This window comes from uncultured Tessaracoccus sp., from assembly GCF_947286155.1.
In the GTDB taxonomy this organism is placed as follows: Bacteria; Actinomycetota; Actinomycetes; order Propionibacteriales; family Propionibacteriaceae; genus Arachnia.
On record NZ_CAMYPD010000007.1, the window covers coordinates 1 to 20481 of the forward strand.

Sequence of the window (20481 nt, forward strand, 5' to 3'; positions counted from 1 at the left end):
CCCGTCGTGGCAGGGTGCGGAGATGGCCAGGCCGCAGCGCTCGGCGCTGGAGTTACCGAGGCCGATGAGGGCTATCTCAATATGGGCACCGCCGTTGTCGCAGGGGTTCATTCCTCCCAATACCGCTGGAGCCAGGTGTATCGCACCGACGTCGCAGGCATCCCAGGCAGCTATGTGTTGGAAGTGGTGCAGAACTCGGGTGCCCACTTGGCGCAATGGTTCCGCACAGCGCTCGGTGATCCAGCCCTCCAAGGTGCGCCTGACCCGGAACTCGAGCAGGCGGCGGCACAGGTACGCCCAGGTGCTGATGGGCTGCTCACCTTGCCGTATTGGAATGCAGTCCAGTCGCCGCATTGGGACCCGCTCGCCCGAGGAGCCATGGTGGGTTTCACTGGCTCACACAGCAGGCCTGCCATGTATCGCTCACTACTCGAAGGCATCTGCTTGGAGACGGGTCGCAACCTTGCGGCCCTCGACGCTGAGACAGGAACACCGATGCGAAAGCTCAGGATCATGGGTGGCGGACAGCGTTCACAACTATGGTGTCGCATCATGGCGGCGTGCGTGGCGCGACCGCTGGAACGCTGTGTGAGTGAGGAAATCTCGGCCCTCGGCGCGGCCGTGATGGCCGCGAGTGCAGTAGTTGAACGCTCGGTGCCAGAAATGTCGAGGCAGATGGCTGAGCCGGGAGACACCATCGAACCTCAGCCAGAGTTGGTGGAGGAATACGCATCAATCGCTGACGTCCAAGGAGAGCTCTATCACGCATTGTCGAGGGTGTTTCCTCGGCTGGAAGCGCTGCGGCAGTAGCCTCGTCGAGGCAAGATGGAGGTACCCAGGCGAATCGTTAGTCGAGGCCCGAGATGCGCCACAATCTCGTCGCCGTAGGATGACAATGTGGTTGAGATCCTTGCTGGGGCACCACTGCTGACGCTGTTCCTGGCAGTGGCGCTGGGGACGCTGCTCGGCGCGATCCCCTTCGGCCCCCTGAGATTTGGTCCGGCCGGCGCATTGTTCGTCGGCCTGGCTCTGGGCGCGCTCGATCCCGCACTGGGGGAGGGGCTCGGCTTGGTGCAGGCCATCGGGCTCGGGCTGTTCGTCTACACCATCGGTTTGGCCGCGGGCGAATCATTCTTCCGTGACTTCGCCAAACAAGCCCCCCTCATGCTGGGCGCAGTGGTGCTCTTGGGCGGGTACGCGGCGCTGATCGTCGGCGCCGATGCGCTGCTCGACATCGATCCAGCCATGGGTGGCGGACTATTCGCAGGCTCGCTCACCACCACCCCGGCGCTCGCCGCGGCACAAAGCGCATCGGGCGGCTCCCCGGCACCCGCCGTGGGCTACGCCATCACCTATCCCGTGGGCGTGATCATCACCATGATCATGGTCACGTTCGTGACCCGCGTCCGGCTCCCCGCCCGCAACGACCCCGACCGCGCCGCACGCGCCCGCCTCGAAGCCATCACCGTTGAACTGCACGACGACATCTACGTCCACGACGTGCCCGGCATCGCGGAGGTCCCCGGCAAAGTGGGCGGCGAGGTACGCATCTCCTACATGATGCGCGACGGTGAGATGACCGTCGCCCGCCCCGACCAGCTCCTCCACCGCGGCGACCGCGTGGTGCTCGTCGGCACCTCCGACGGTGTGCACCGCGCGGCGGAACAGGTCGGCGACGAAGTGGAGGAGCATCTCCTCCACGACCGTCGCGCCGTCGACTTCCGCCACTTCGTCGTCTCCAATCCGCGCACCGCGGGCCGCACCGTGAACGAACTGCGCATTCCCGCCCGCTTCGACGGCATCATCACCCGCGTACGCCGCGGCGACACCGAACTGCTCGCCCACGCCGAGATGCGCCTCCAGCTGGGCGACCGCGTGCTGGCCGTCGCCCCCTCAGGGCGCCTCGACGAATTGGCCGGCGTGTTCGGCGACAGCGAGCGGAAAGTCACGGAAGTCGACTTCTTCTCGATGGGTCTTGGCATGGCGCTGGGCATCGCGCTCGGGCTGATCTCGATCCCCTTCGGCGCGGGCGCCATCGCGCTCGGCAGCGCCGCAGGACCGCTCGTCGTCGGCCTCATCCTGGGCTACCTCGATCGCTCCGGTCCGCTCGTGTGGACCATCCCAAACGCCGCCAACCTCACCATCCGCCAGCTCGGCCTCGTGCTCTTCCTCGCGTGCGTCGGCCTCTCCAGCGGGCAGGCCTTCGCGTCCACCGCGTTTTCGCTCACCGGCCTCAAAGTGGGCCTCACCGCTGCCGTCGCCTTGGTGATCCTGCTCGGAATCTTCTGGGTGCTCGGCTATTTCCTCGGGCACTCGACGGCGCGCGTCGCCGGAGCGATGGCGGGCCTCGTCGGACAGCCGGCCATCTTGAACCACGCCAATTCCCTCATCGACGACGACCGCACCGACGCCGGTTACACCGCTCTGTTCGCGCTGGGGATTATCGCGAAGATCGTGTTCGTCCAGCTTGTGGTTGCGTTCTAAACCCCGGCGGCCGCAACTCGGCGTCGAGCAATCACTGCTGCAGCGCAGCGTGTCAACGCAGATGCGCGACTGAGCGCACTCCAGATCATGAAAATGCCCTCTGAGGGGCGAAAATCAGCAACTGGAGTGCGCTCAGTCGCACATTCGGGGACTAGCCGATGAGCCCGAACCGTTTGAGGATCTTCCGCCCGGTGGCGGAATCCGACGCCTGCAGCGCCAGCAGCTGCGCGTAGATGCCGTTGGTCTTCGCGAGTTCCGCAGGGGAACCCACCTCGTCGATGGTGCCGCCGCGCAGCGTGACGATGCGGTCGACGGAGGAGATCGTCGAGAGCCGGTGCGCGATGATGATCGCGGTTCGGCCGGTCATGAGCTCGTCGAGCCCGGCCTGCACCTGACGCTCCGCCTTCGTGTCGAGGGCGGAGGTGGCCTCGTCGAGGACGAGGATCGGTGCGTCCTTCAGCATGGCGCGCGCGACAGCGAGGCGCTGTTTCTGCCCGCCGGAGAGCTTCACGCCCCGCTCGCCGATCTGGGTGTCGAGGCCTTCGGGCAGGTTGCGCACGAACATGTTCGCATTCGCCCGTCGGATGACCTCGTGGAGTTGCTCGTCGGAGGCGGAAGGGTCGCCGTAGTGCAGATTCTCCCGGACGGTGCCGGAGAACAGGCTCGCGTCCTGGAACACGACGCCGATCTGCTCGCGCAGCGCCTTCGTCGGCGTTGTCGTCACATCGTTGCCGCGCACCAGCACCTGCCCGGAGGTGGGGGAGTAGAGCTTCATCAGCAGGTTCACCATCGTCGACTTCCCACCGCCGGACTCACCGACGAGGGCGATGCGCTCGCCGCGTCGCACGGCGAGGTTGATGTCGCGCAACACGAGCTGGTCGTCGTCGTAACCGAAGTCGACGTCGCGGAACTCAATCACCGGGTCGGCTGAGCTCCACTCGATCGGCGCCGAGGGGGCATCGTCGAGGGCGTTGAATGGCTCGTCGGGCTGGTCCATCACCTTGTAGTACTCGGCGCTGCCGGTGATTGCGCGCTGCATGGTGTCGACGTAGTAGCTCATCGACGTGACGGGCGCCTTCGCGAGCTCGATGAGCTGGATGAGCAGCACCATCGACCCGATCGAGAAGGTTCCCTGCGCGGTCGCCACAAAAATAATGAGGTAGACGAGGAAGAACACGACGTCGAGGGCGCCGCGCCTAGTCACGTCCATCTTGTGCCAATACCTGGACTGCCCGGTGGTGAGCTTCACGGCCTCGCGGTAGTGATCGTCGAAGCTGTCGAGTTCGGCGCGTTCGGCGGTGAACGACTTCACGACGCGCAGCTGCCCGACGACCTCCGCGAAGCGCCCGCCCGCGATGTCGTAGTGCTCGTTCTTTTGCTTCTCCCACACCTGCCACTTCCGGCTTGTCAGGGCCGTGAGCCAGACGAAGGTGGGGTAGATGATGAACAGCAGCAGCGCCAGCCATGGGGAGTGGATCGCGGCGACGACGAGTACCACCAGGATGGTCAAGATGGTGGTGAAGAAGCTGTTGGAGAACACCTGGAGGAACTGGGAGATCGTCGTGATCGAGCGGTCCAGTTTGGAGATGATCGTGCCGGTGAGCTCGGTGTCGAAGTAACGCTGCGGCATGCGAAGCAGCTTGTCAAAGTAGCTGTGGGAGAGGATCTGGCGCACCCGGGTGCTCATGAGGTCGCCCAGGTAGCCCGTGATGTTCGTGATGATGGAGTTCGTCGCCATGACCACGAGCAGCAGGATCGCGATGCGAATCAACGGCGTCGCGGACGGCTCGCGCTTGTTGGTCGCCATATCGACGACGGTCTGCGTCGCGTCGGCAATGAGGAAGGGCATCAGCAGCGTGGTGGCCGTGGTGGCAATCGCACCGAGGATGATGCCCAGGTACAGCGGCCACAGCTCACGCGCGCCAGTAAGGATCCGCACAATGTTCTTCACGTGTAGTCACCATAGCTGCGGGTGCTGTGGCAGTGGGTTGAGGTTCACTCCTGGCTGACTAGCATTGAGAAGGATCATGACGCAGGAGGGACGGACCTTGACCGAAGTCGAGACCCGCAACGTCGAATCAGTAGAACGCCACAGCGGACATCTCGAAAACGTTGCCCTATTTCTGGGCGCGGGCGGGCTTGCCGTCGGGGCAGCCGTCGGTCTTGTAGTGCTGAAAGATTTCACCGCATTCCAGGGCAGCGGATGGGCGAGCGTGTCGTCGATCTCCGACATCACCTCGGGCGTGGTGGCTGGGGTGGTGTTCCTTCTGTCTTGGCTGTGGTTCGTGCATCCGTCGTGGTACCAAGGGACGGGTGTGGTACGTCGGGCGGTGCACACCGTCGGGCTGACGTTGCTGGTGGGGTCGCTCACATTCTTGATGATGCGCGCCTTCAATCGCGTCGTCGATGCCGCGTTCATCGGTTTGCACTTCGACGTGTGGTCGGGCACCACCTTTATCGCGCTCGCGTGTGGCGTGAGTGCCTACTTCGCGGCGAGCATCGCGGCGCGATTGACGTTGGAGTCGCTGTCTGTCGTGGTGTCAGCGTTCCTTGTGATGGGCGCGATGATGAGCGCGGTGAACGCGTCGGATCAGTTTTGGTGGCAGATTCACTTCTCGAGCCTTGGGATGGCGTCGGGGCTTGCCGGGTTCACGTTTAACTACACACTCATTCTGACCGGCGTCGTGATCGCCACGATGGCCGACATCCTCGCCTTTGACATGCGACGGTGGCTCGCCGCCACCGGTCAAGGGCGATGGAAGTCCAGTGTGGTGAGCATCGGGCTCATGATCATGGGCCTCGCGCTGGGCGGTATCGGCCTCATCCCGGTGAATGTCTCGCACGGAGGCCACCTGTTCACGACGTACGTGGCGGTGGGTGCGTTCTTCGCGCTCGCGCTGGTGGCGCCGGTGATTCTGAGGGGCATTCCTTGGGGGTTTCGCGTGGCGTCGTTACTCGTCGTGGTGTTTGTCGCGTTGCTCGGATACCTGTTTAAGGGCGTGCGCTATCTAGGCACCACGGGCTTCGAGATGCTCGCGGTCAGCACCGTGCTGGTGTGGATGGTGCTGTTCATCCGCACCATGGCTGCGGTCAGTAGGGACGCTCCCACAGAGGTTGAGGCTACTTCGGAGAAGTCGACTGAGCGCACTCCAGATGGGAATTTCGGGGTCCCAGGGCAGGTTTGTTCGATCTAGTGTGCGCTCAGTCGCGCAACCGCAGGTAGATCGCCGGGCGCGGAGCGGGCTGGCTACACTCGGGCAGCGTGGGCTTACCGCTCGCATTCGATGCACCTCGCCCCTGGGAGTAGCTGATGTCTTACGAACTTGCGTTGCTCGACGTCGACGGCACGCTCCGAACGCGCAACCGCTGGAATCCCGGCGCGCTCGAACTCATTGGCGACCTGCACGACGCCGGGCTCCACGTCGCGCTGTGCTCAGGGCGCCCCACGGGTTCGATGATCGAACTCGTGCAGGATCATCCCGAGATCGAGTACCTCGCGAGCTGTTCAGGCGGGGCGGTGCTTCGTCGAAACGGGGCGACGTGGGACGTGATCGATCACAGTCTCCTGCCTGCCGACGCGGTGCACCGCGCGCTTGACGTGGCGGACGAGCTGGGCATCGAGCCGTGGTGCTTCACCGCGAACGAGTGGCTGATCGACAGCGACACCGAGGGCGCAAGCCAGGAGACGCGCGCCGTCGGCGATGCCCCCCGCATCACCGACCTGCGTGCCGAGGCAGACACCGTTGCCAAGGTGCTGTTCCTGCTGCCAGATTCGACTGCGGCTGGCCCCATCCGGGAACGCCTCGACGTGCCGGGAACCGTGCTCGTGAAGTCAGGGGCGCGGCACCTGGATTTGGTGACGGAGGATGCGCACCACGACAAGGGCGGCGACCACATCCGCCGCGCCCTCGGCGTCGAATGGGAGCGCGTCGTCGCCATGGGTGACGGCGAGAACGACAAGGGCATGCTCACCCTCGCGGGCGCGGCGGTGTGCGTCGCGCCACTCACCGACGACGCCCTTGCCCCATCGCAGTCAGCGCAGCGCTACAACGTCGACGACACCGCCGCCGGGCGCGACGCTATACGCCGGGTGCTCGGCCTGTAATCCCATTGCCAGGGTTGCACAGGCTCAGCCGATCACCGTGGTGAGATCAGGGTCGGTCATGTCGGGATCGAATGGAAACATTGGCCGGTCGATCTGTGTATGCCCTAGTCGGACGATGTCCTGATCGACTCCACCAGGTGTGAGCGCGAGGATCCAATCCGCGGCCAAAGCATGCAGATCCGGTTCGAGGTACCCGATTATCACGACGAGGATGTCGGCTTGGTGTGGATCGATGCCGACCCGCGCAAACTGAGACAGGGTCGTGTACTGGTTTCGTCGACTGGTGACGATGACGTGGAGACCGCCCACTGTGAGTACAGCGGTACGCAGCCCCTGGGGGTCATCGACGACGGCCTCCACTGTGGCTTGAATAGGCACGGGGCCGGGAGCCCGTGTGTCCACCTTGCCTCCCAGAGAGACGTCGATGGTGGCACCCACTCCTGCAGCATCCGCCACGGCAACGGCCGCCGGGTCATAGATGGAGGCCAGCACGGCGGTGAGTGAGCCTTGCGTGATGGTGGTTTCGTTGAGGAGGGCGGAGAGCGTCACGGTCACGTCGTCGGCCCCGCCTGCCCCGGGATTATCGCCGGAGTCCGAGATCACGAAGGGCCGCTGATCGGATTGCACTGCGGTCGCCAGCGCGTCGTCAAAGCTGGCGGTGGGTGCCACGAAGGAGAACTCATGTCGTGCCTCCCAGAATGCCTGCGCAATGGTGCGCACACCTTCCGTGATAGCCATTTCATCATCGCCAAATGCGGCGATCGCGGCCTTACAACGAGGCTGATCTGCCCAAGCGAAACCGATCCAGATGCTGATGTCGGTGACACCTTCCATCTGCTCGATCTCAGGGATCATGCCGTACAAGGAACGGGCTGGTTCGAGCCTCGTCGACGTCTTCTCTCCCGGAAGCAGCACGGGGACATAGGACAGTGCTTTGACAGGTTTTCCCTTGCCAGCGAGTAGTCGTTCGGCCAGGTTGCGGGCGGCGCGCTCTCGGGACACCCACGCATCCTCATGCGGGGCCATGCGGTAGCAGGTGAGCATGTCGCAGCCTTCGAATAGTGCCTTCGACACATTGCCATGGAGGTCCATCGAGGCGCTGACTATGGGGTCAGGGCCAACCGCTTGCCGGATTGCGTTGATGAGGTCTCCCTCAGCGTCGTCGTAGCCAGGCACACTCATGGCGCCGTGAATGTCGAAGAAGATGCCGTCGAGATGCCCCGCCTCGTTCAGCCCTGCGCAGATTTCGTCGCGCCAGGTTTCGTAGGTTTCGCGCTCGACGGGTCCACCGGGCAGCGCTGAACAGTGGAGCACCGGAACCCATTCCACTTCTTCGGACCAGGGCCGCACGAGCTGTGTGTTCCCGTCTAGTGCCGCCAGGTCATCAGGAACGTGTTCTCTCCCAGGAATGGGGGAGTGGGTGAGCCAGGGGTAACGAGCAAGCAAGTCGTCCCCTCGGCGGACGGTGAAGTCGCTCTCGCGGCTCAGGTACGGCGTGAACGTGCTCGACTCGATGTGAATGCCACAGATTGCTATACGTTTCACTCGCTTCTCCTGCGACGTTGGTTGGTGAGTTGGCGGGCAAGAACTGACAGCCCAATGAGGGGCGCGTCGGCTCCAGCCTGGGAGGTTTCTATAGAGAGTTGAGCGGTGCACATCGGTAGGCAACGGTCGTACAGCTCAGTACGCAGCCCTGCCAGTAGCGCACTCATTTGCGACATCGATCCGCCTATGACCAGGCGTTTCGGGTTGAGGAAGTTGACCAGCCCCGACAACACTTCGCCGAGACGAGCACCTGCGGAACGAACCAGTGCGGTGACTTGTGGGTCGCCATTTTTTGCTAGGGCCACCATATCCTCGGGCCTGGTGATATCCACTCCGAGTGTTCGTAGTTGCCTGACGATTGCCGCTCCAGATGCCAACGTTTCAAGGCATCCGGAATTACCGCACGAACATGGTTTTGCGTCTTCAGTTTGCACTCGGACGTGGGTGATGTCGCCGGCGAAACCCAGGGTGCCTCGATGCACGACGCCGCCACTGATCCATCCGCAGCCGATGCCGGCTCCTGCTTTGACGTAAATGCATGAGTCGTTGTGCTCGCCGCGTACCGCCCACTCACCAATCGCGGATGCTCGCGCATCGTTTTCGATAATGGCAGGCAGGCCGGTTGCTTCCCCGAGGGCCTGTGGCAGGTCGAGATCGTTCCAGCCAGGCATTCTGGCCGCACCACGGACGCACCCGTGCTCGTCAACTGGGCCTGGCACCGCCAGGCCGGCTGCAACAATCGGAACCGGGATGTTCGCCGCCATGTTCTTCCACACGTCGGCGAGAAGCTCGAGGGTGGCGTCCTGGCCGGCAGCGATATCGAGCGACAGATCCTCGACCGCCAGCAGCTCGCCGTCGAGACCTACGACGCCCGTGCGGGCATGGTGTTGGCCGAGTTCGGCAACAAAGGCAGCGTTGCCGTGTGACGTAACTCTGAGTAGCGACGGGCGACGGCCTCCCGTCGAGGTGGCATGTTTGAACTCCTCGACTGAGCCTGATTTCAAGAGCCGACGAACGACAGTGTTGACGGTTGAGTGCGGCAGCCCTGTGTTCGAGGACAGCTCGGAGCGGGTGAGCCCTTCGGCATGTTCCAAGGCTGCTAAGACAGCGTCTGCAGGCGTGGCATTGTTTGCTTCCGTCATGGGGGAGGCAGCAGGAACTAGAGCCGTGTCTCCCGTTTGCTGCAGGCTCTCGTCCATGAGACTCCTCTCCTCCGAGGTAGCAGGCAATGCAGATCCTTAAGAATGATACGCCCAGGAGGTTCCCGGGTCTGTCACACCAAAGAATAGATCGAAAGTCACTGAAGTACACAAAAATCGAGATTTAACTTCTAGAAGTCACGTTGAGAGTGTACGATTCTGTCAATCGGCAACGACGCCGCCCCGCTGAGCAGTGGTGGCTGAGGAGGAGAGCAATGAAACGACGTACGCGTACCATGTCGAAGTTCTTGGCTGGGGTCACGGCAGTGTTGACGCTGGCAGCCTGTTCGTTCGGCAGCGGTGAGCCGGCATCTACCGGTGGAACTGGATCCAGCGGTGGTGCATCTGGTGGCGATGTGACGTTCGCCACGCCTACCCCGACCTGGATCTTGCCTATCTCCGCTCCTGGGAAGACCCAAGGTGAGAATGCTCTATTCATCGATCTCATGTACCCCGGGGCATTTGCGTATGCATTAGACGCAGACAATCCCTTCAACATCGATGAGAGACATTCAGTCGCTGAGATTCCGGAGGTCTCCGAGAACTCGCTGACGTTCACGATCAAACTCAAGGATCGCTCTTGGAGCGACGGGACGAAGCTCTCGTCGCGTGACATTGAGTTTTGGTGGAACCTCGTCACGAACAACAAGGAAGACTGGGCTTCCTATCGTGAAGGCCAGTTCCCCGACAACATCAAAGAGTTTAAGGTCGTCGACGACACCACCGTCAGCTTCACCACCACCGAAAAATACAACCCGGCGTGGTTCATCAACAACCAGCTCAATCGTGTGACGCCACTGCCCGCTCACGTATGGGCGAAAGCAGCCGATGACGAAAAGCCTGGCGAAAAGGACCGTACAGCCGAAGGCGCGAAAGCAATCTTTGCCTACCTCATGAAAGCATCGGAGGACCTGCAGAGCTACGACAGCAATGACCTTTGGAAGACTGTCCTAGGCCCGTTCAAGGTGGAGTCGTACACGCCTGGCGGCGAGGTAAAGATGATCGCCAACAAGGATTACGATGGCGATGACAAGCCCAGTATTGAACGCTTCATCACGCGGCCCTTCACGAGCGATGATGCTCAGTTCAACGTGCTTCGCTCCGGAGGCATCGACTACGGTTTCATCCCTGCCAGCTCTATCAACCAGCAGGCCCAAATCGAGAAGCAGGGGTACACCGTCGAGCCTTGGTATGGCTGGTCTATCACCTACATGCCCATGAACTTTAATAACCCGAAGTCCGGGCATATCTTCAAGCAGAAGTACATTCGACAGGCTATGCAGCACCTGATTGACCAAGAAGGAATCTCGAAGGTGGTCTGGAACAACATGGCTGCGCCTACCTGTGGGCCTGTGCCACAGGAACCTGGATCGGCTGGGACCTCCGAGGGGTGCGTCTATGACTTTGATCAGGCGAAGGCTGAGAAGCTTCTCAAGGATCACGGTTGGGACGTAAAGAAAGACGGCGTCACCACGTGCGCTAAACCTGGATCTGGGGAGGGGCAGTGCGGTGCTGGCATTGAAGCCGGAGAGAAGCTCTCCTTCACCGTGATCTCGCAGTCTGGCTTCACCGCCACTTCTCGGATGTTCGCTGAGATCAAGTCGAGTTTTTCCAGCGTGGGTATCAATCTAGATATTCGTGAAGTTCCGGATTCGGTGGCCGAATCACAAGCCTGTGAGGAAGGGGATACTAGCTGTGCCTGGGACCTCTCGTTCTTCGGATCCCAGTCGTCGTGGTACTACCCGGTCTACGCCTCAGGGGAGCGCCTCTTCCAGACGGGTGCACCTGTCAACCTGGGTAGCTATTCCGACGTAAAGGCTGACGAACTGATTGAAGCCTCCATGCGCTCCGAAGACCCGTCGGCGTTGAAGGAGTACAACGACTACTTGGCCGAAGACCTGCCGGTGCTGTGGATGCCAAATCCCGTGAACCGCGTGTCAGCCTGGAAGTCCAACATTCAGGGGATCTCTCCGCAGGATCCGATGCTGTACGTGAACCCTCAGGAGTGGAAGATTTCCTGATCCAATTTGGTGGCTGAGGGCCTCTACATCGGGGCCCTCAGCCACTGCAAAGGAAGGATGCAACCTTGGCTCGCTTCATTTTGAGACGCGTGCTCCAAGCGATCGTGGTGCTATTCCTCGTGACACTCATCACCTTCACGATTCTGCACGCCCTACCGGGCGGGGCCGCTCGATCAGCGTTGGGACTCGACGCGACGCAGGCCCAGATTGAGGCCTACAACCGTGAGATGGGTTACGACCGACCACTGTGGGAGCAATACTTCCACTACATCGGACAGCTGCTGCAGGGAGACTTTGGGCGTTCCTTCCGACTCAACATGCCTGTGGCCGACGCGATCGGGCAGAGGCTCCCTAAGACAGTGGTGCTCAGCCTCATCGCGATCATTATTGCTGTGGTGATTGCCATTCCTATGGGCGTGATTCAAGCAGTCCGTCGCAATCGGCGTGCCGACTACGTGCTGACTGCGTTCGCCATGCTCGCCTACTCCACACCCCTGTTCTTTATGGGCCTGGTGCTCATCATCTTGTTCTCCCAGGTCTGGCCGATTCTGCCTCCCGAAGCGCCGCAAGGTTTCTCTCTCGCTGAAGTGCTGAGCCAATGGCAGGGTTTGGTGCTGCCGGCAGTGACGCTCGCCATCGTAACTATGGCTGCCTACGCGCGGTACATGCGCTCGTCGATGATTGACAATCTGGAAGAGAATTACATTCGAACGGCACGCAGCAAAGGTCTCTCAGAATCTCGCGTGGTGTTCGTTCATGCTCTACGCAATTCGTTGTTTCCCATCATCACGTTGCTTGGCATGTACCTGCCGGCGCTCTTCTCTGGAGCACTAGTGGTGGAGTCGTTGTTTAACTACCCGGGCATGGGGCTGCTGTTTTGGCAGTCTGCACAGTTCCGCGACTACCCGGTACTGCTCGCTATCACAATGATTATCTCTATGGCCACGGTGGTGGGGGCTCTCATCGCCGACATTTTGTACGCCATCGCCGATCCACGAATCCGATACGGAGGTGGTGACCAGTGAACACCGAACTCACGTCTTCTCCCGCAAACGAGGCCCGGAACTCGCGTCGGACCAAACGGACGGGCTTGCTGCGCCAGGGTGTCGAAGTGTTCATGCACAACAAACTGGCGGTCGTTGGACTGGGGATCTTGGTCTTCTTCGCCTTGTTCTGCTTCGTCGGCCCATACATTTGGGTCACAGATCAGGTGCACACCAACCTGACAGAGGCGTACTTTCAGCCATCATCAGAGCACCCGTTGGGTACCGACGGGGTCGGGTATGACCAACTCGGGCGACTCATGGTGGGTGGGCAGACATCCATCATCGTCGGTTTGGCTGCTGGTCTCCTGGCCACCACTATCGGCACCATCTGGGGTGCCATCGCAGGTTTCGTCGGCGGTTGGGTCGATGCGGCGATGATGCGGGTGGTGGATGCGCTCATGGCCATCCCGGCCCTCTTCTTATTCATGCTCATCGCTACGCTTGTCACCCCCACAGTGCCACTGCTGGTGCTCATCATTGGAGCATTCGCTTGGCTCAACCCTGCTCGTCTTATTCGTGGGGAGTCGTTGGCTCTGCGTAGCCGCGAGTACATCGTCGCGATGAAAGGCATGGGCGGCGGATCACTGCGTGCCGTGCGAACCCACATTGTGCGAAACGCCATCGGCACCGTTATCGTGAATGCCACCTTCCAGGTTGCCGACGCCATTCTCTATGTGGCCTATCTCTCGTTCCTTGGGCTCGGGGTTCCGCCGCCGGCCGCCAACTGGGGCGGCATGCTTTCCCAAGGTCTCGCCGAGGTGTATTCGGGACACTGGTGGCTGCTATATCCCCCGGGCATTTTGATCATCATCCTCGTAGTTGCGTTCAACTTCGTCGGCGACGGGTTGCGTGACGCGTTTGAGGTTCGACTGAGGAGCCGATGAAATGACGCTGACAGGCAACCAACAGCAACCTTTGCTGACCCTGAGAGACCTCGAAGTGACGATTGACGTCCGACGAGGGCAGGTACGTCCTTTACAAGGATGTAGCTTCGAAGTTGCCCCCGGGGAGACCCTGGGTCTGGTGGGCGAGTCCGGCTCCGGCAAGACGATGACCGCATTGTCCATCATGGGGCTCTTGCCAAAGCAAGGAAGTATCACCGGCGGCAGTATCCAATTTGAGGGCGATGACCTGACGACGATGGATCCCGCTGCCGTTCGACGGATCCGTGGAACAAAAATCGGCATGATCTTCCAAGATCCTCTTACTTCGCTGAACCCCACAATGCGTATCGGGTATCAGGTCGGCGAGGTGCTCCGAGTTCACAAGAATGTGTCAAAGAAGGACGCACGAGCTGCGGCGATTGAAATGCTACGCAAGGTGGGCATGCCACGGCCGGAGAAAGTGGTCGATGACTATCCGCACCAACTCTCTGGAGGAATGCGTCAGCGCGTGATGATCGCGATGGCACTGATCTGTTCTCCGAGCCTGCTCATCGCCGACGAGCCAACCACAGCTCTCGACGTGACCACCCAACGCCAGATCTTGGATCTCATCGATAGCCTCAAACAGGAGTTCCAAACGGCGGTGATCTTGGTGACTCACGACCTCGGTGTTGTCGCAAGTCGTGCTGATCGAGTCGCGGTGATGTATGCCGGGCGCATCGTCGAGGTAGCCGAGACCGCGGAAATCTTCGACAACCCCCAGCACCAATACACGCGATCACTGATCGCTGCTCTCCCAGAACAGACGAAGGATTCCCGGGAAGAGCTGTACACGATCCCCGGCATGCCACCCAATCTGCGGGACACGATCGTCGGATGTCCTTTCGCGCCGAGGTGCCCCCGGGCTGACGAGCGCTGTCGCACTGAAACTCCCCAGGTACAGCTCGTCGAAGACAGCGACGTGGGGTTCGAGAGACATCGTCACGCGTGCTTCCACCCAGCAGGCCCGCCGCTGGAGCGCCGCCACGATTTGCGCCCGGAACGGGACCTCACCGATAACGAAGTGGTGTGCTCCGTTCGGGATCTTCACAAAGACTATCCCGCGATGAGTAACGGCGTCGTACGTCGGCGCATCGGATGGGTGCGAGCAGTCAGTGGCGTCAGCTTCGATGTGCATGCCGGTGAGACGCTGGGCATCGTCGGGGAATCAGGCTGTGGGAAATCGACATTGGGTCGCGTGATCTCGGCGCTGGAAGGGGCGACGTCGGGGTCCATCGTCGTCGGCGGTAAAGATATCGCGACGTTGTCGAAGAAGGAACGTAAACGTCTGCACCGCGACGTGCAGATGATGTTTCAAGATTCGTATGCAGCAATGGATCCCAGAATGCGCGTGGATGAGATCCTCGCCGAACCGTTAGTCATTCAGAAGGTGGGGGACAAACGCACCAGGGCGGCGACGACGGAAGATATGGTCGATCAGATCGGTCTTTCTGAGGAAGCACTGGCAAAGTACCCGCATGAGTTCTCTGGTGGCCAGCTGCAGAGGGTGGGCTTAGCTCGGTCACTCGTACTGGAACCACGTCTCATCGTGTGTGACGAACCCGTCAGCGCGCTTGACGTCTCGGTGCAAGCGCAAGTGTTGAACCTCATGCGTCGCATCCAGCAGCAGCGGGACCTCACCTATGTGTTCATTTCGCATGACCTTTCCGTAGTGAGGTACATGTCTGACCGGATTGCGGTGATGTACCTCGGAAAGATTGTGGAGATCGGCCCGGCAGAAGAGGTCGTTGAGCACGCTCGTCACCCATACACCCAAGCCTTGATCGACGCCATTCCCGTGGCGGATCCCGCCCATCAGCCTGAGGAGAAGGTCCGACTCGAGGGCGAACCTGCGAACGCGATTGATCCACCCCCCGGGTGTCGCTTTAAAAATAGATGCCCGTTGGCGACAGATCTGTGTGACACGGAGCCCCCACTCGTAGGTGATGGTCATCAGGTCGCCTGCCATTTCCCCTTGGAGTGATGGAGCGATGTTCCACAACACAGATCTTGCGTCGGACGCTCCCATGATCGGCGTCGATATCGGGGGAACGACGATGAGCGTGGCGCAAGTAGGGCGAGATGGGCGCGTCGAGGACGTCGTCGAAACCCCCAGCCCTGCGCGAGCCCACGGTGAAGCGGTCGTCGCTGCACTCAGAGAGATCATTGGTGAGCGATGGCCGAACGCATCTGGGTTGGGCATTGGCACGGCCGGCGTGGTTGACCCCGTGACGGGCACAATCTTGGCAGCGTCAGATTCGTTTCATGGCTGGCAGGGCTTTCCGCTGAGGAGGGCGCTGGAAGATGCATTAGGGATTCCGGTTCGAGTAGAAAACGACGTCAACGCGTTCCTGCTAGGTGAGCAACGCTTCGGCGCAGCAGCTGGTCGTCGTGACTGCCTTGGCGTCATGCTCGGCACTGGGGTGGGGGCTGCCGTCGTGCTGGATGGGCGCATCTGGCCTGGGCAACGGGGCGCAGCGGCCGAGCTAGGGCATATGCCCGTGATGGGCGATGAGCCTTGTAGCTGTGGCACACCGGGGCACCTCGAGTCGTTGGCGGCCGGACGTTCCATTGCCCGACGCTATCGGGTCACCGAAGGTATACGTGGCGAGTTCATCGGTGGAGCCGGTGCTGTCGCGGCGCTCGCCGAAGCAGGCGACGAGGATGCCCGTCGGGTGTTTCTTGAGGCGGGGGAAGCACTGGGCCTCGCCATGGTGCAGGCAGCGACGCTGTTCGACTTGGACACCGCCATCATCGGAGGTGGTGTGGCGCAATCGTGGGACCTCCTTGAACCAGGCATTCAGGCTATGTTGCACCGTTATCCCCTTATCTCTGGCGCCAAGCTTGAAGTCCGACAGGCCGTGCTCGGTGCCCATGCCGTGGTGGTGGGGGCAGCGACGCTCGGAATAGCTCAAACCTCCTATGAAAGGAATCATGCTTAATTTTGACGAACGCACGGGCCCTAGTTTTGGTGAGCCCGCTTCGAGCTATCCCGAATCTGGGGCGCCTCGCTGGTGGATGGATGCCAAACTTGGTTTCTTTATCCATCTAGGTATTTTTTCGGTGCCCGCATGGGCGTTGACAGGCGACGCCGCCACACCAGTCGAAGATGAATATAAATACCACCGCTATGCGGAATGGTACGGAAATACAGTTCGTATCGAAGGGTCGCCTACAAGAAAGTGGCATGATGAGAGCTACGGCATCGGTACCTCGTATGAGGATCTTGCCGACCATTGGGATGCGAGTGCATTCGATGCAACTGCGCTGGTCGACAGTCTGGTAGACGCGGGCGCGCAGTACATTGTGCCAACGACGAAACATCATGACGGGTTTTGCTTGTGGGGAACTGCTACAACGCCGTTCAACTCCGTCGTGAGGGGCCCAAGGCGAGACTTCATCCAGGAACTTCACGACGCAACCAGGGCCGCAGGGGCTCGATTTGGCGTCTATTTCTCGGGCGCACTCGATTGGCATGTCAGTGATTTTCCTCCGATCCAATCTGACCGTGAGCTCTTCCTCTTTCGGCGTAATGACGAATCGTTTGCACGCTATGCGACGACACAGCTTGAGGAGCTCATCGCACGCTTCGATCCTGATATTTTGTGGAACGATATCGAATGGCCCGACGCCGGTAAGAAAGACGACAACTTCGGGCTTTCAGCGGTATTCTCCCGCTATCTACAAAGAGTTCCAGCCGGTGCCATCAATGATCGCTGGGGTATTCCTTATCGTGGATTCTCAACTCGGGAGTACCGTCGGATTGATGCCTTGCTTGATTACCCATGGGAGGCGACGCGCGGGCTTGGACGTTCATTTGGATACAACCGGAACGAAACAGACACGGACTCCATGTCAGGTGGGGACCTCGTACAGCTTCTCGTCGATGTCGTCGCGAAGAATGGGAACCTGCTCATCAACGTGGGCCCACGCCCCGACGGAAGCATCCCCGACGTGCAAGCTGAGGCGATGAACGTCATGGGGGACTGGCTACGAGTCAATGGCGAAGCCGTCTACGGCACCAGGCCGTGGCGTGAGGGAGTGTTCGGGCAGCAGCGGATCGTCGAGAAAGACAGCGTGGCATACGTGCATGTTCTGGAAGGGGATCGACTTGATCTACCAAGCGATCTCCAAGGAAGGCCAATCCAGTGGCTTGGGGCTGATCGCTCAGGAATCGAAGTACCGGCCCAGTTGCGCAATGCTCCGGTAGCTGTAGCTCGTGTGCAACTGCATTGAGTTGCGCTTCTAATCGTTGGGGGGCCCGAACCGATCGGTTCGGGCCCCCCAACGATTACGTCAGACTCAGCGCTGTTCGAGCGGCACGTAGTCGCGCTCGCCGGCACCGATGTAGACCTGGCGCGGGCGGCCGATCTTGCGGGCCGGGTCGGCGTGCTCTTCCTGCCACTGGGCGATCCAGCCGGGGAGACGGCCGAGCGCGAACAGGGCGGTGAAGTACTGCGCCGGGAAGCCCATGGCTTCGTAGATGAGGCCGGTGTAGAAGTCGACGTTCGGGTAGAGCTTGCGCTCGATGAAGTACTCGTCGTTCAGCGCGGCTTCTTCGAGCTCGAGCGCCATGTCGAGCAGCGCATTGTTTTGGCCCGAGCCGCGCAGGAGGCGGTCGGCGTGGCCCTTGATGATCTTCGCGCGCGGGTCATAGTTCTTGTACACGCGGTGCCCGAAGCCCATGAGCTTCACGCCCGACTTCTTGTCCTTCACCTTGGCGACGAAGTCCTTGATGTCCATGCCGTTGTCGCGGATATTCGCGAGCATCTCGAGCACCGCCTGGTTCGCGCCGCCGTGCAGCGGGCCGGACAGCGCGTTGACGCCGGAAGAAATCGACGCGTAGAGGTTCGCGTCGGAGGAACCCACCATGCGCACCGTCGCGGTGGAGCAGTTCTGCTCGTGGTCGGCGTGCAGGATAAACAGCGTCTCGAACGCGCTCACGATGGCCGGGTCGATCTCGTAGTCCTCCATGGGGGTACCGAACGACAGCCGCAGGTAGTTCTCGACGTAGCCGAGCTTCTTCTTCGGATAGAGGAAGGGTTCGCCCACCGACGACTTGTAGGCCGACGCGGCCAGCGCCGGCATAGAGCCGAGGAGACGCATCGACGCTTCATGCACGTGCTCGGGGTTGTGCGGGTCGACGTATTTGCGGTTGTAGGCACCGAGCGCCATGATGCCGGCGGAGAGCACCATCATCGGGTGGGCGCCGCGCGGGAACGAGCGGTACAGCTCGCGCAGGCGCTCGTCGAGCATCATGCGGTCGTGTACTTCTTCGGTGAACTTGTCGTACTGCTCCTTGGTGGGCAGCTCGCCGTACAGCAGGAGGTACGACACTTCGAGGAAGCTCGACTTCTCCGCGAGCTGCTCGATGGGGTAGCCGCGGTAGCGCAGCACGCCGTTGGCGCCGTCGATGTAGGTAATAGACGACTGGCACGAAGCGGTGTTGACGAACCCGGTGTCGAGCGTGGTGTAGCCGGTCTCGGCGAGCACCTTTCCGATGTTGACGCCGCTACTGCCGTCGGTGGCTTCTACTACCGGCAGTTCTACCTCGGTTTCGTCGATTTTTAGGACCGCGTTGGTCATCTGTCATTCCCTTCTTGGAGTTCAGCAGCATCGATGGCGCCGTCTGGGGCTTCGTTCGCACCGATACTAGCGCCACTGGGGGCTTCCAGAAAGGCGTTGGTTGAAGGCTGCCCCACCATGGCGCGCGGAATTCCTCCGACTGCACCCAATGTTCATCTGGACGGGTTAGCGTGTTGCGGGTGCCGGAAGTTTTGACAAATGCCGAGATGGTTCCAGGGGAAGCCCTACGCTCCACGAAAGCTAGCAAAGCCAAAGTGGTGTCGTGGGCGTTGTGGGATTGGGCGACGCAGCCCTTCGCGACGGTGATTACCACCTTCGTGTTTGGTGTCTACATCACGAGCTCCGCGTTCGGTGCCGACACCGACAAACTCTCCATCGACTACGGCTGGGCGATGGCCGCCGTCGGCGTGCTCATCGCGCTGCTCGCACCGGTGCTGGGCCAAGGATCCGACCGTTCCGGCCACCGCATGCGCAACCTCCTCATCACGACGGTGCTCCTCGCGGTGATCTCGGCGTCACTGTGGTTCGTCGCTCCGTCGCCGGAGTATTTCTGGCTCGGCGTGGCGCTGCTGGGGGTGGGCAACATCGTCGCAGAAATCGCGAACGTCAACTACTACTCGGCCATCGATCAAGTCTCGACGCCCGAGAACGTGGGGCGCGTCTCGGGGCTTGGCTGGGGCATGGGGTACTTGGGTGGCATCACCATCATGGTGCTCATCGTCGCCACCTTGCCGGTGACCAAACCCGACGGGATCCGCACCGCCATGCTGCTGTGCGGCCTGTGGACCGTGGTGTTTTCGATTCCGATCTTCGTCATGCTGAAAGACCGCAAACCAGCCACGCCGCAGGAGCGCGTCGGTGTGGTAGGTGCGTATGTGGAGCTGGGCCGGTCGATCAAGCGGCTGTGGCACAGTTCACGCGCGACGCTGTACTTCCTCGTGGCATCCGCGGTGTTCCGCGACGGCTTGGCTGGCGTGTTCACGTTCGGCGCCATTCTCGCCCAAGGCACGTTCCAGTTCGAGTTCACCGAGGTGCTGATCTTCGGCGTGGCCGCCAACCTCGTCGCGGGGCTCTCGACGCTGCTGTTCGGCATGCTCGACGACAAGCTCGGGCCGAAGGCCGTCATCACGTTCTCACTGGTGTCGATGGTGGTGCTGGGGCTGCTGGTGTTCTTCCTGCACGCGCAAGGGAAGATCGTGTTCTGGGTGTGCGGGTTGCTGCTGACGCTGTTCGTCGGGCCGGCGCAGTCGGCGTCGCGCTCCTACCTCGCGAGGCTCGCGCCCGAGGGGCAGACCGGTGAGATTTTCGGCTTGTATGCGACGACGGGTCGCGCCGTGAGCTTCCTGTCGTCGACGGCGTGGGCGGTGTCCATTTCGCTCGCCGTCATGCTGAGCGGCGGCAATGAGGAATCGGCGCAGTACGCGGGCATATTGGGCATCGTCGTCGTGCTGGGGCTGGGCCTCGTCGCGCTCATCCCGATCAAGGATCCGAAGCACGCCCGCGAGCGTGTGCTGCACGACGAAGCACCTGCCACGCAGTGACGACTCGGGGTGAACGAACTCGTCCCAGTAT

The 20481-nt window shown here is 61.4% G+C and carries 15 protein-coding genes; 11 read left to right on the plus strand and 4 right to left on the minus strand.

Annotation, left to right across the window (positions count from 1 at the left end):
* Together Q0X68_RS02910 and Q0X68_RS02915 are read left to right on the plus strand one after the other, a co-directional pair.
* On the plus strand, positions 1-810 hold an 810-nt coding region (locus Q0X68_RS02910; RefSeq protein ID WP_297747305.1), incomplete at its 5' end, for an FGGY-family carbohydrate kinase.
* 87 nt (positions 811-897) lie between these two features.
* Positions 898-2484, plus strand: coding sequence for an aspartate:alanine exchanger family transporter (locus Q0X68_RS02915; protein ID WP_297747308.1), 1587 nt, complete (start codon positions 898-900; stop codon positions 2482-2484).
* Between the two features lie 151 nt (positions 2485-2635).
* Here Q0X68_RS02915 and Q0X68_RS02920 read toward each other — a convergent pair whose 3' ends face one another.
* Positions 2636-4435, minus strand: a complete 1800-nt coding sequence (locus Q0X68_RS02920) for an ABC transporter ATP-binding protein (protein ID WP_297747310.1) — start codon at positions 4433-4435, stop codon at positions 2636-2638.
* Positions 4436-4532: 97 nt separating this feature from the next.
* Here Q0X68_RS02920 and Q0X68_RS02925 point away from each other — a divergent pair, with 97 nt between their 5' ends.
* The gene (locus Q0X68_RS02925; RefSeq protein ID WP_297747313.1) at positions 4533-5678 is read left to right on the plus strand and encodes a hypothetical protein; all 1146 of its coding nucleotides are present in this window, start codon (positions 4533-4535) and stop codon (positions 5676-5678) included.
* A gap of 116 nt (positions 5679-5794) precedes the next feature.
* A complete protein-coding gene (locus tag Q0X68_RS02930) occupies positions 5795-6589 on the plus strand; it encodes an HAD hydrolase family protein (RefSeq protein WP_297747316.1) in 795 nt (264 codons plus the stop codon).
* Between the two features lie 24 nt (positions 6590-6613).
* On the opposite strand, the gene Q0X68_RS02935 is transcribed toward Q0X68_RS02930, so the two are convergent.
* Positions 6614-8134 carry a M81 family metallopeptidase gene (locus Q0X68_RS02935; RefSeq protein ID WP_297747319.1) on the minus strand — a complete coding sequence of 507 codons (1521 nt, stop codon included), beginning with the start codon at positions 8132-8134 and terminating at the stop codon, positions 6614-6616.
* Entirely contained in the window at positions 8131-9333 is a 1203-nt protein-coding gene (locus Q0X68_RS02940; RefSeq protein ID WP_366127606.1) for an ROK family transcriptional regulator, read from the minus strand. The genes Q0X68_RS02935 and Q0X68_RS02940 overlap by 4 nt, the downstream gene beginning before the upstream one ends.
* Before the next feature lie 215 nt (positions 9334-9548).
* Here Q0X68_RS02940 and Q0X68_RS02945 point away from each other — a divergent pair, with 215 nt between their 5' ends.
* The 6 genes from Q0X68_RS02945 to Q0X68_RS02970 all read left to right on the plus strand — a co-directional run bounded on the left by Q0X68_RS02945 (position 9549) and on the right by Q0X68_RS02970 (position 17559).
* Positions 9549-11354 carry a peptide ABC transporter substrate-binding protein gene (locus Q0X68_RS02945; RefSeq protein WP_297747322.1) on the plus strand — a complete coding sequence of 602 codons (1806 nt, stop codon included), beginning with the start codon at positions 9549-9551 and terminating at the stop codon, positions 11352-11354.
* 65 nt (positions 11355-11419) lie between these two features.
* Complete coding sequence (locus Q0X68_RS02950; RefSeq protein ID WP_297747325.1) at positions 11420-12379, plus strand: ABC transporter permease; 960 nt, start codon at positions 11420-11422, stop codon at positions 12377-12379.
* On the plus strand, positions 12376-13284 hold the full coding sequence (locus tag Q0X68_RS02955; RefSeq protein WP_297747327.1) for an ABC transporter permease: 909 nt from the start codon (positions 12376-12378) through the stop codon (positions 13282-13284). The genes Q0X68_RS02950 and Q0X68_RS02955 overlap by 4 nt, the downstream gene beginning before the upstream one ends.
* A 1-nt stretch (position 13285) precedes the next feature.
* The gene (locus tag Q0X68_RS02960; protein WP_297747330.1) at positions 13286-15307 is read left to right on the plus strand and encodes an ABC transporter ATP-binding protein; all 2022 of its coding nucleotides are present in this window, start codon (positions 13286-13288) and stop codon (positions 15305-15307) included.
* Between the two features lie 7 nt (positions 15308-15314).
* Complete coding sequence (locus Q0X68_RS02965) at positions 15315-16265, plus strand: ROK family protein (protein ID WP_297747334.1); 951 nt, start codon at positions 15315-15317, stop codon at positions 16263-16265.
* On the plus strand, positions 16258-17559 hold the full coding sequence (locus tag Q0X68_RS02970; RefSeq protein WP_297747336.1) for an alpha-L-fucosidase: 1302 nt from the start codon (positions 16258-16260) through the stop codon (positions 17557-17559). Before Q0X68_RS02965 ends, Q0X68_RS02970 begins: the two co-directional genes overlap by 8 nt.
* Before the next feature lie 66 nt (positions 17560-17625).
* On the opposite strand, the gene Q0X68_RS02975 is transcribed toward Q0X68_RS02970, so the two are convergent.
* A complete protein-coding gene (locus Q0X68_RS02975; protein ID WP_297747339.1) occupies positions 17626-18909 on the minus strand; it encodes a citrate synthase in 1284 nt (427 codons plus the stop codon).
* Positions 18910-19166: 257 nt separating this feature from the next.
* On the opposite strand from Q0X68_RS02975, the gene Q0X68_RS02980 reads away from it, so the two are divergent.
* Entirely contained in the window at positions 19167-20450 is a 1284-nt protein-coding gene (locus tag Q0X68_RS02980) for an MFS transporter (RefSeq protein WP_297747342.1), read from the plus strand.
* The last annotated feature ends 31 nt before the right edge of the window (positions 20451-20481 follow it).

Coding starts and splice junctions, on each gene's coding strand:
- Q0X68_RS02960 (WP_297747330.1), top strand. CDS start 13,286: ATGACGCTGACAGGCAACCAACAGCAACCTTTGCTGACCCTGAGAGAC.
- Q0X68_RS02940 (WP_366127606.1), bottom strand. CDS start 9,333: ATGGACGAGAGCCTGCAGCAAACGGGAGACACGGCTCTAGTTCCTGCT.
- Q0X68_RS02975 (WP_297747339.1), bottom strand. CDS start 18,909: ATGACCAACGCGGTCCTAAAAATCGACGAAACCGAGGTAGAACTGCCG.
- Q0X68_RS02965 (WP_297747334.1), top strand. CDS start 15,315: ATGTTCCACAACACAGATCTTGCGTCGGACGCTCCCATGATCGGCGTC.
- Q0X68_RS02945 (WP_297747322.1), top strand. CDS start 9,549: ATGAAACGACGTACGCGTACCATGTCGAAGTTCTTGGCTGGGGTCACG.
- Q0X68_RS02970 (WP_297747336.1), top strand. CDS start 16,258: ATGCTTAATTTTGACGAACGCACGGGCCCTAGTTTTGGTGAGCCCGCT.
- Q0X68_RS02930 (WP_297747316.1), top strand. CDS start 5,795: ATGTCTTACGAACTTGCGTTGCTCGACGTCGACGGCACGCTCCGAACG.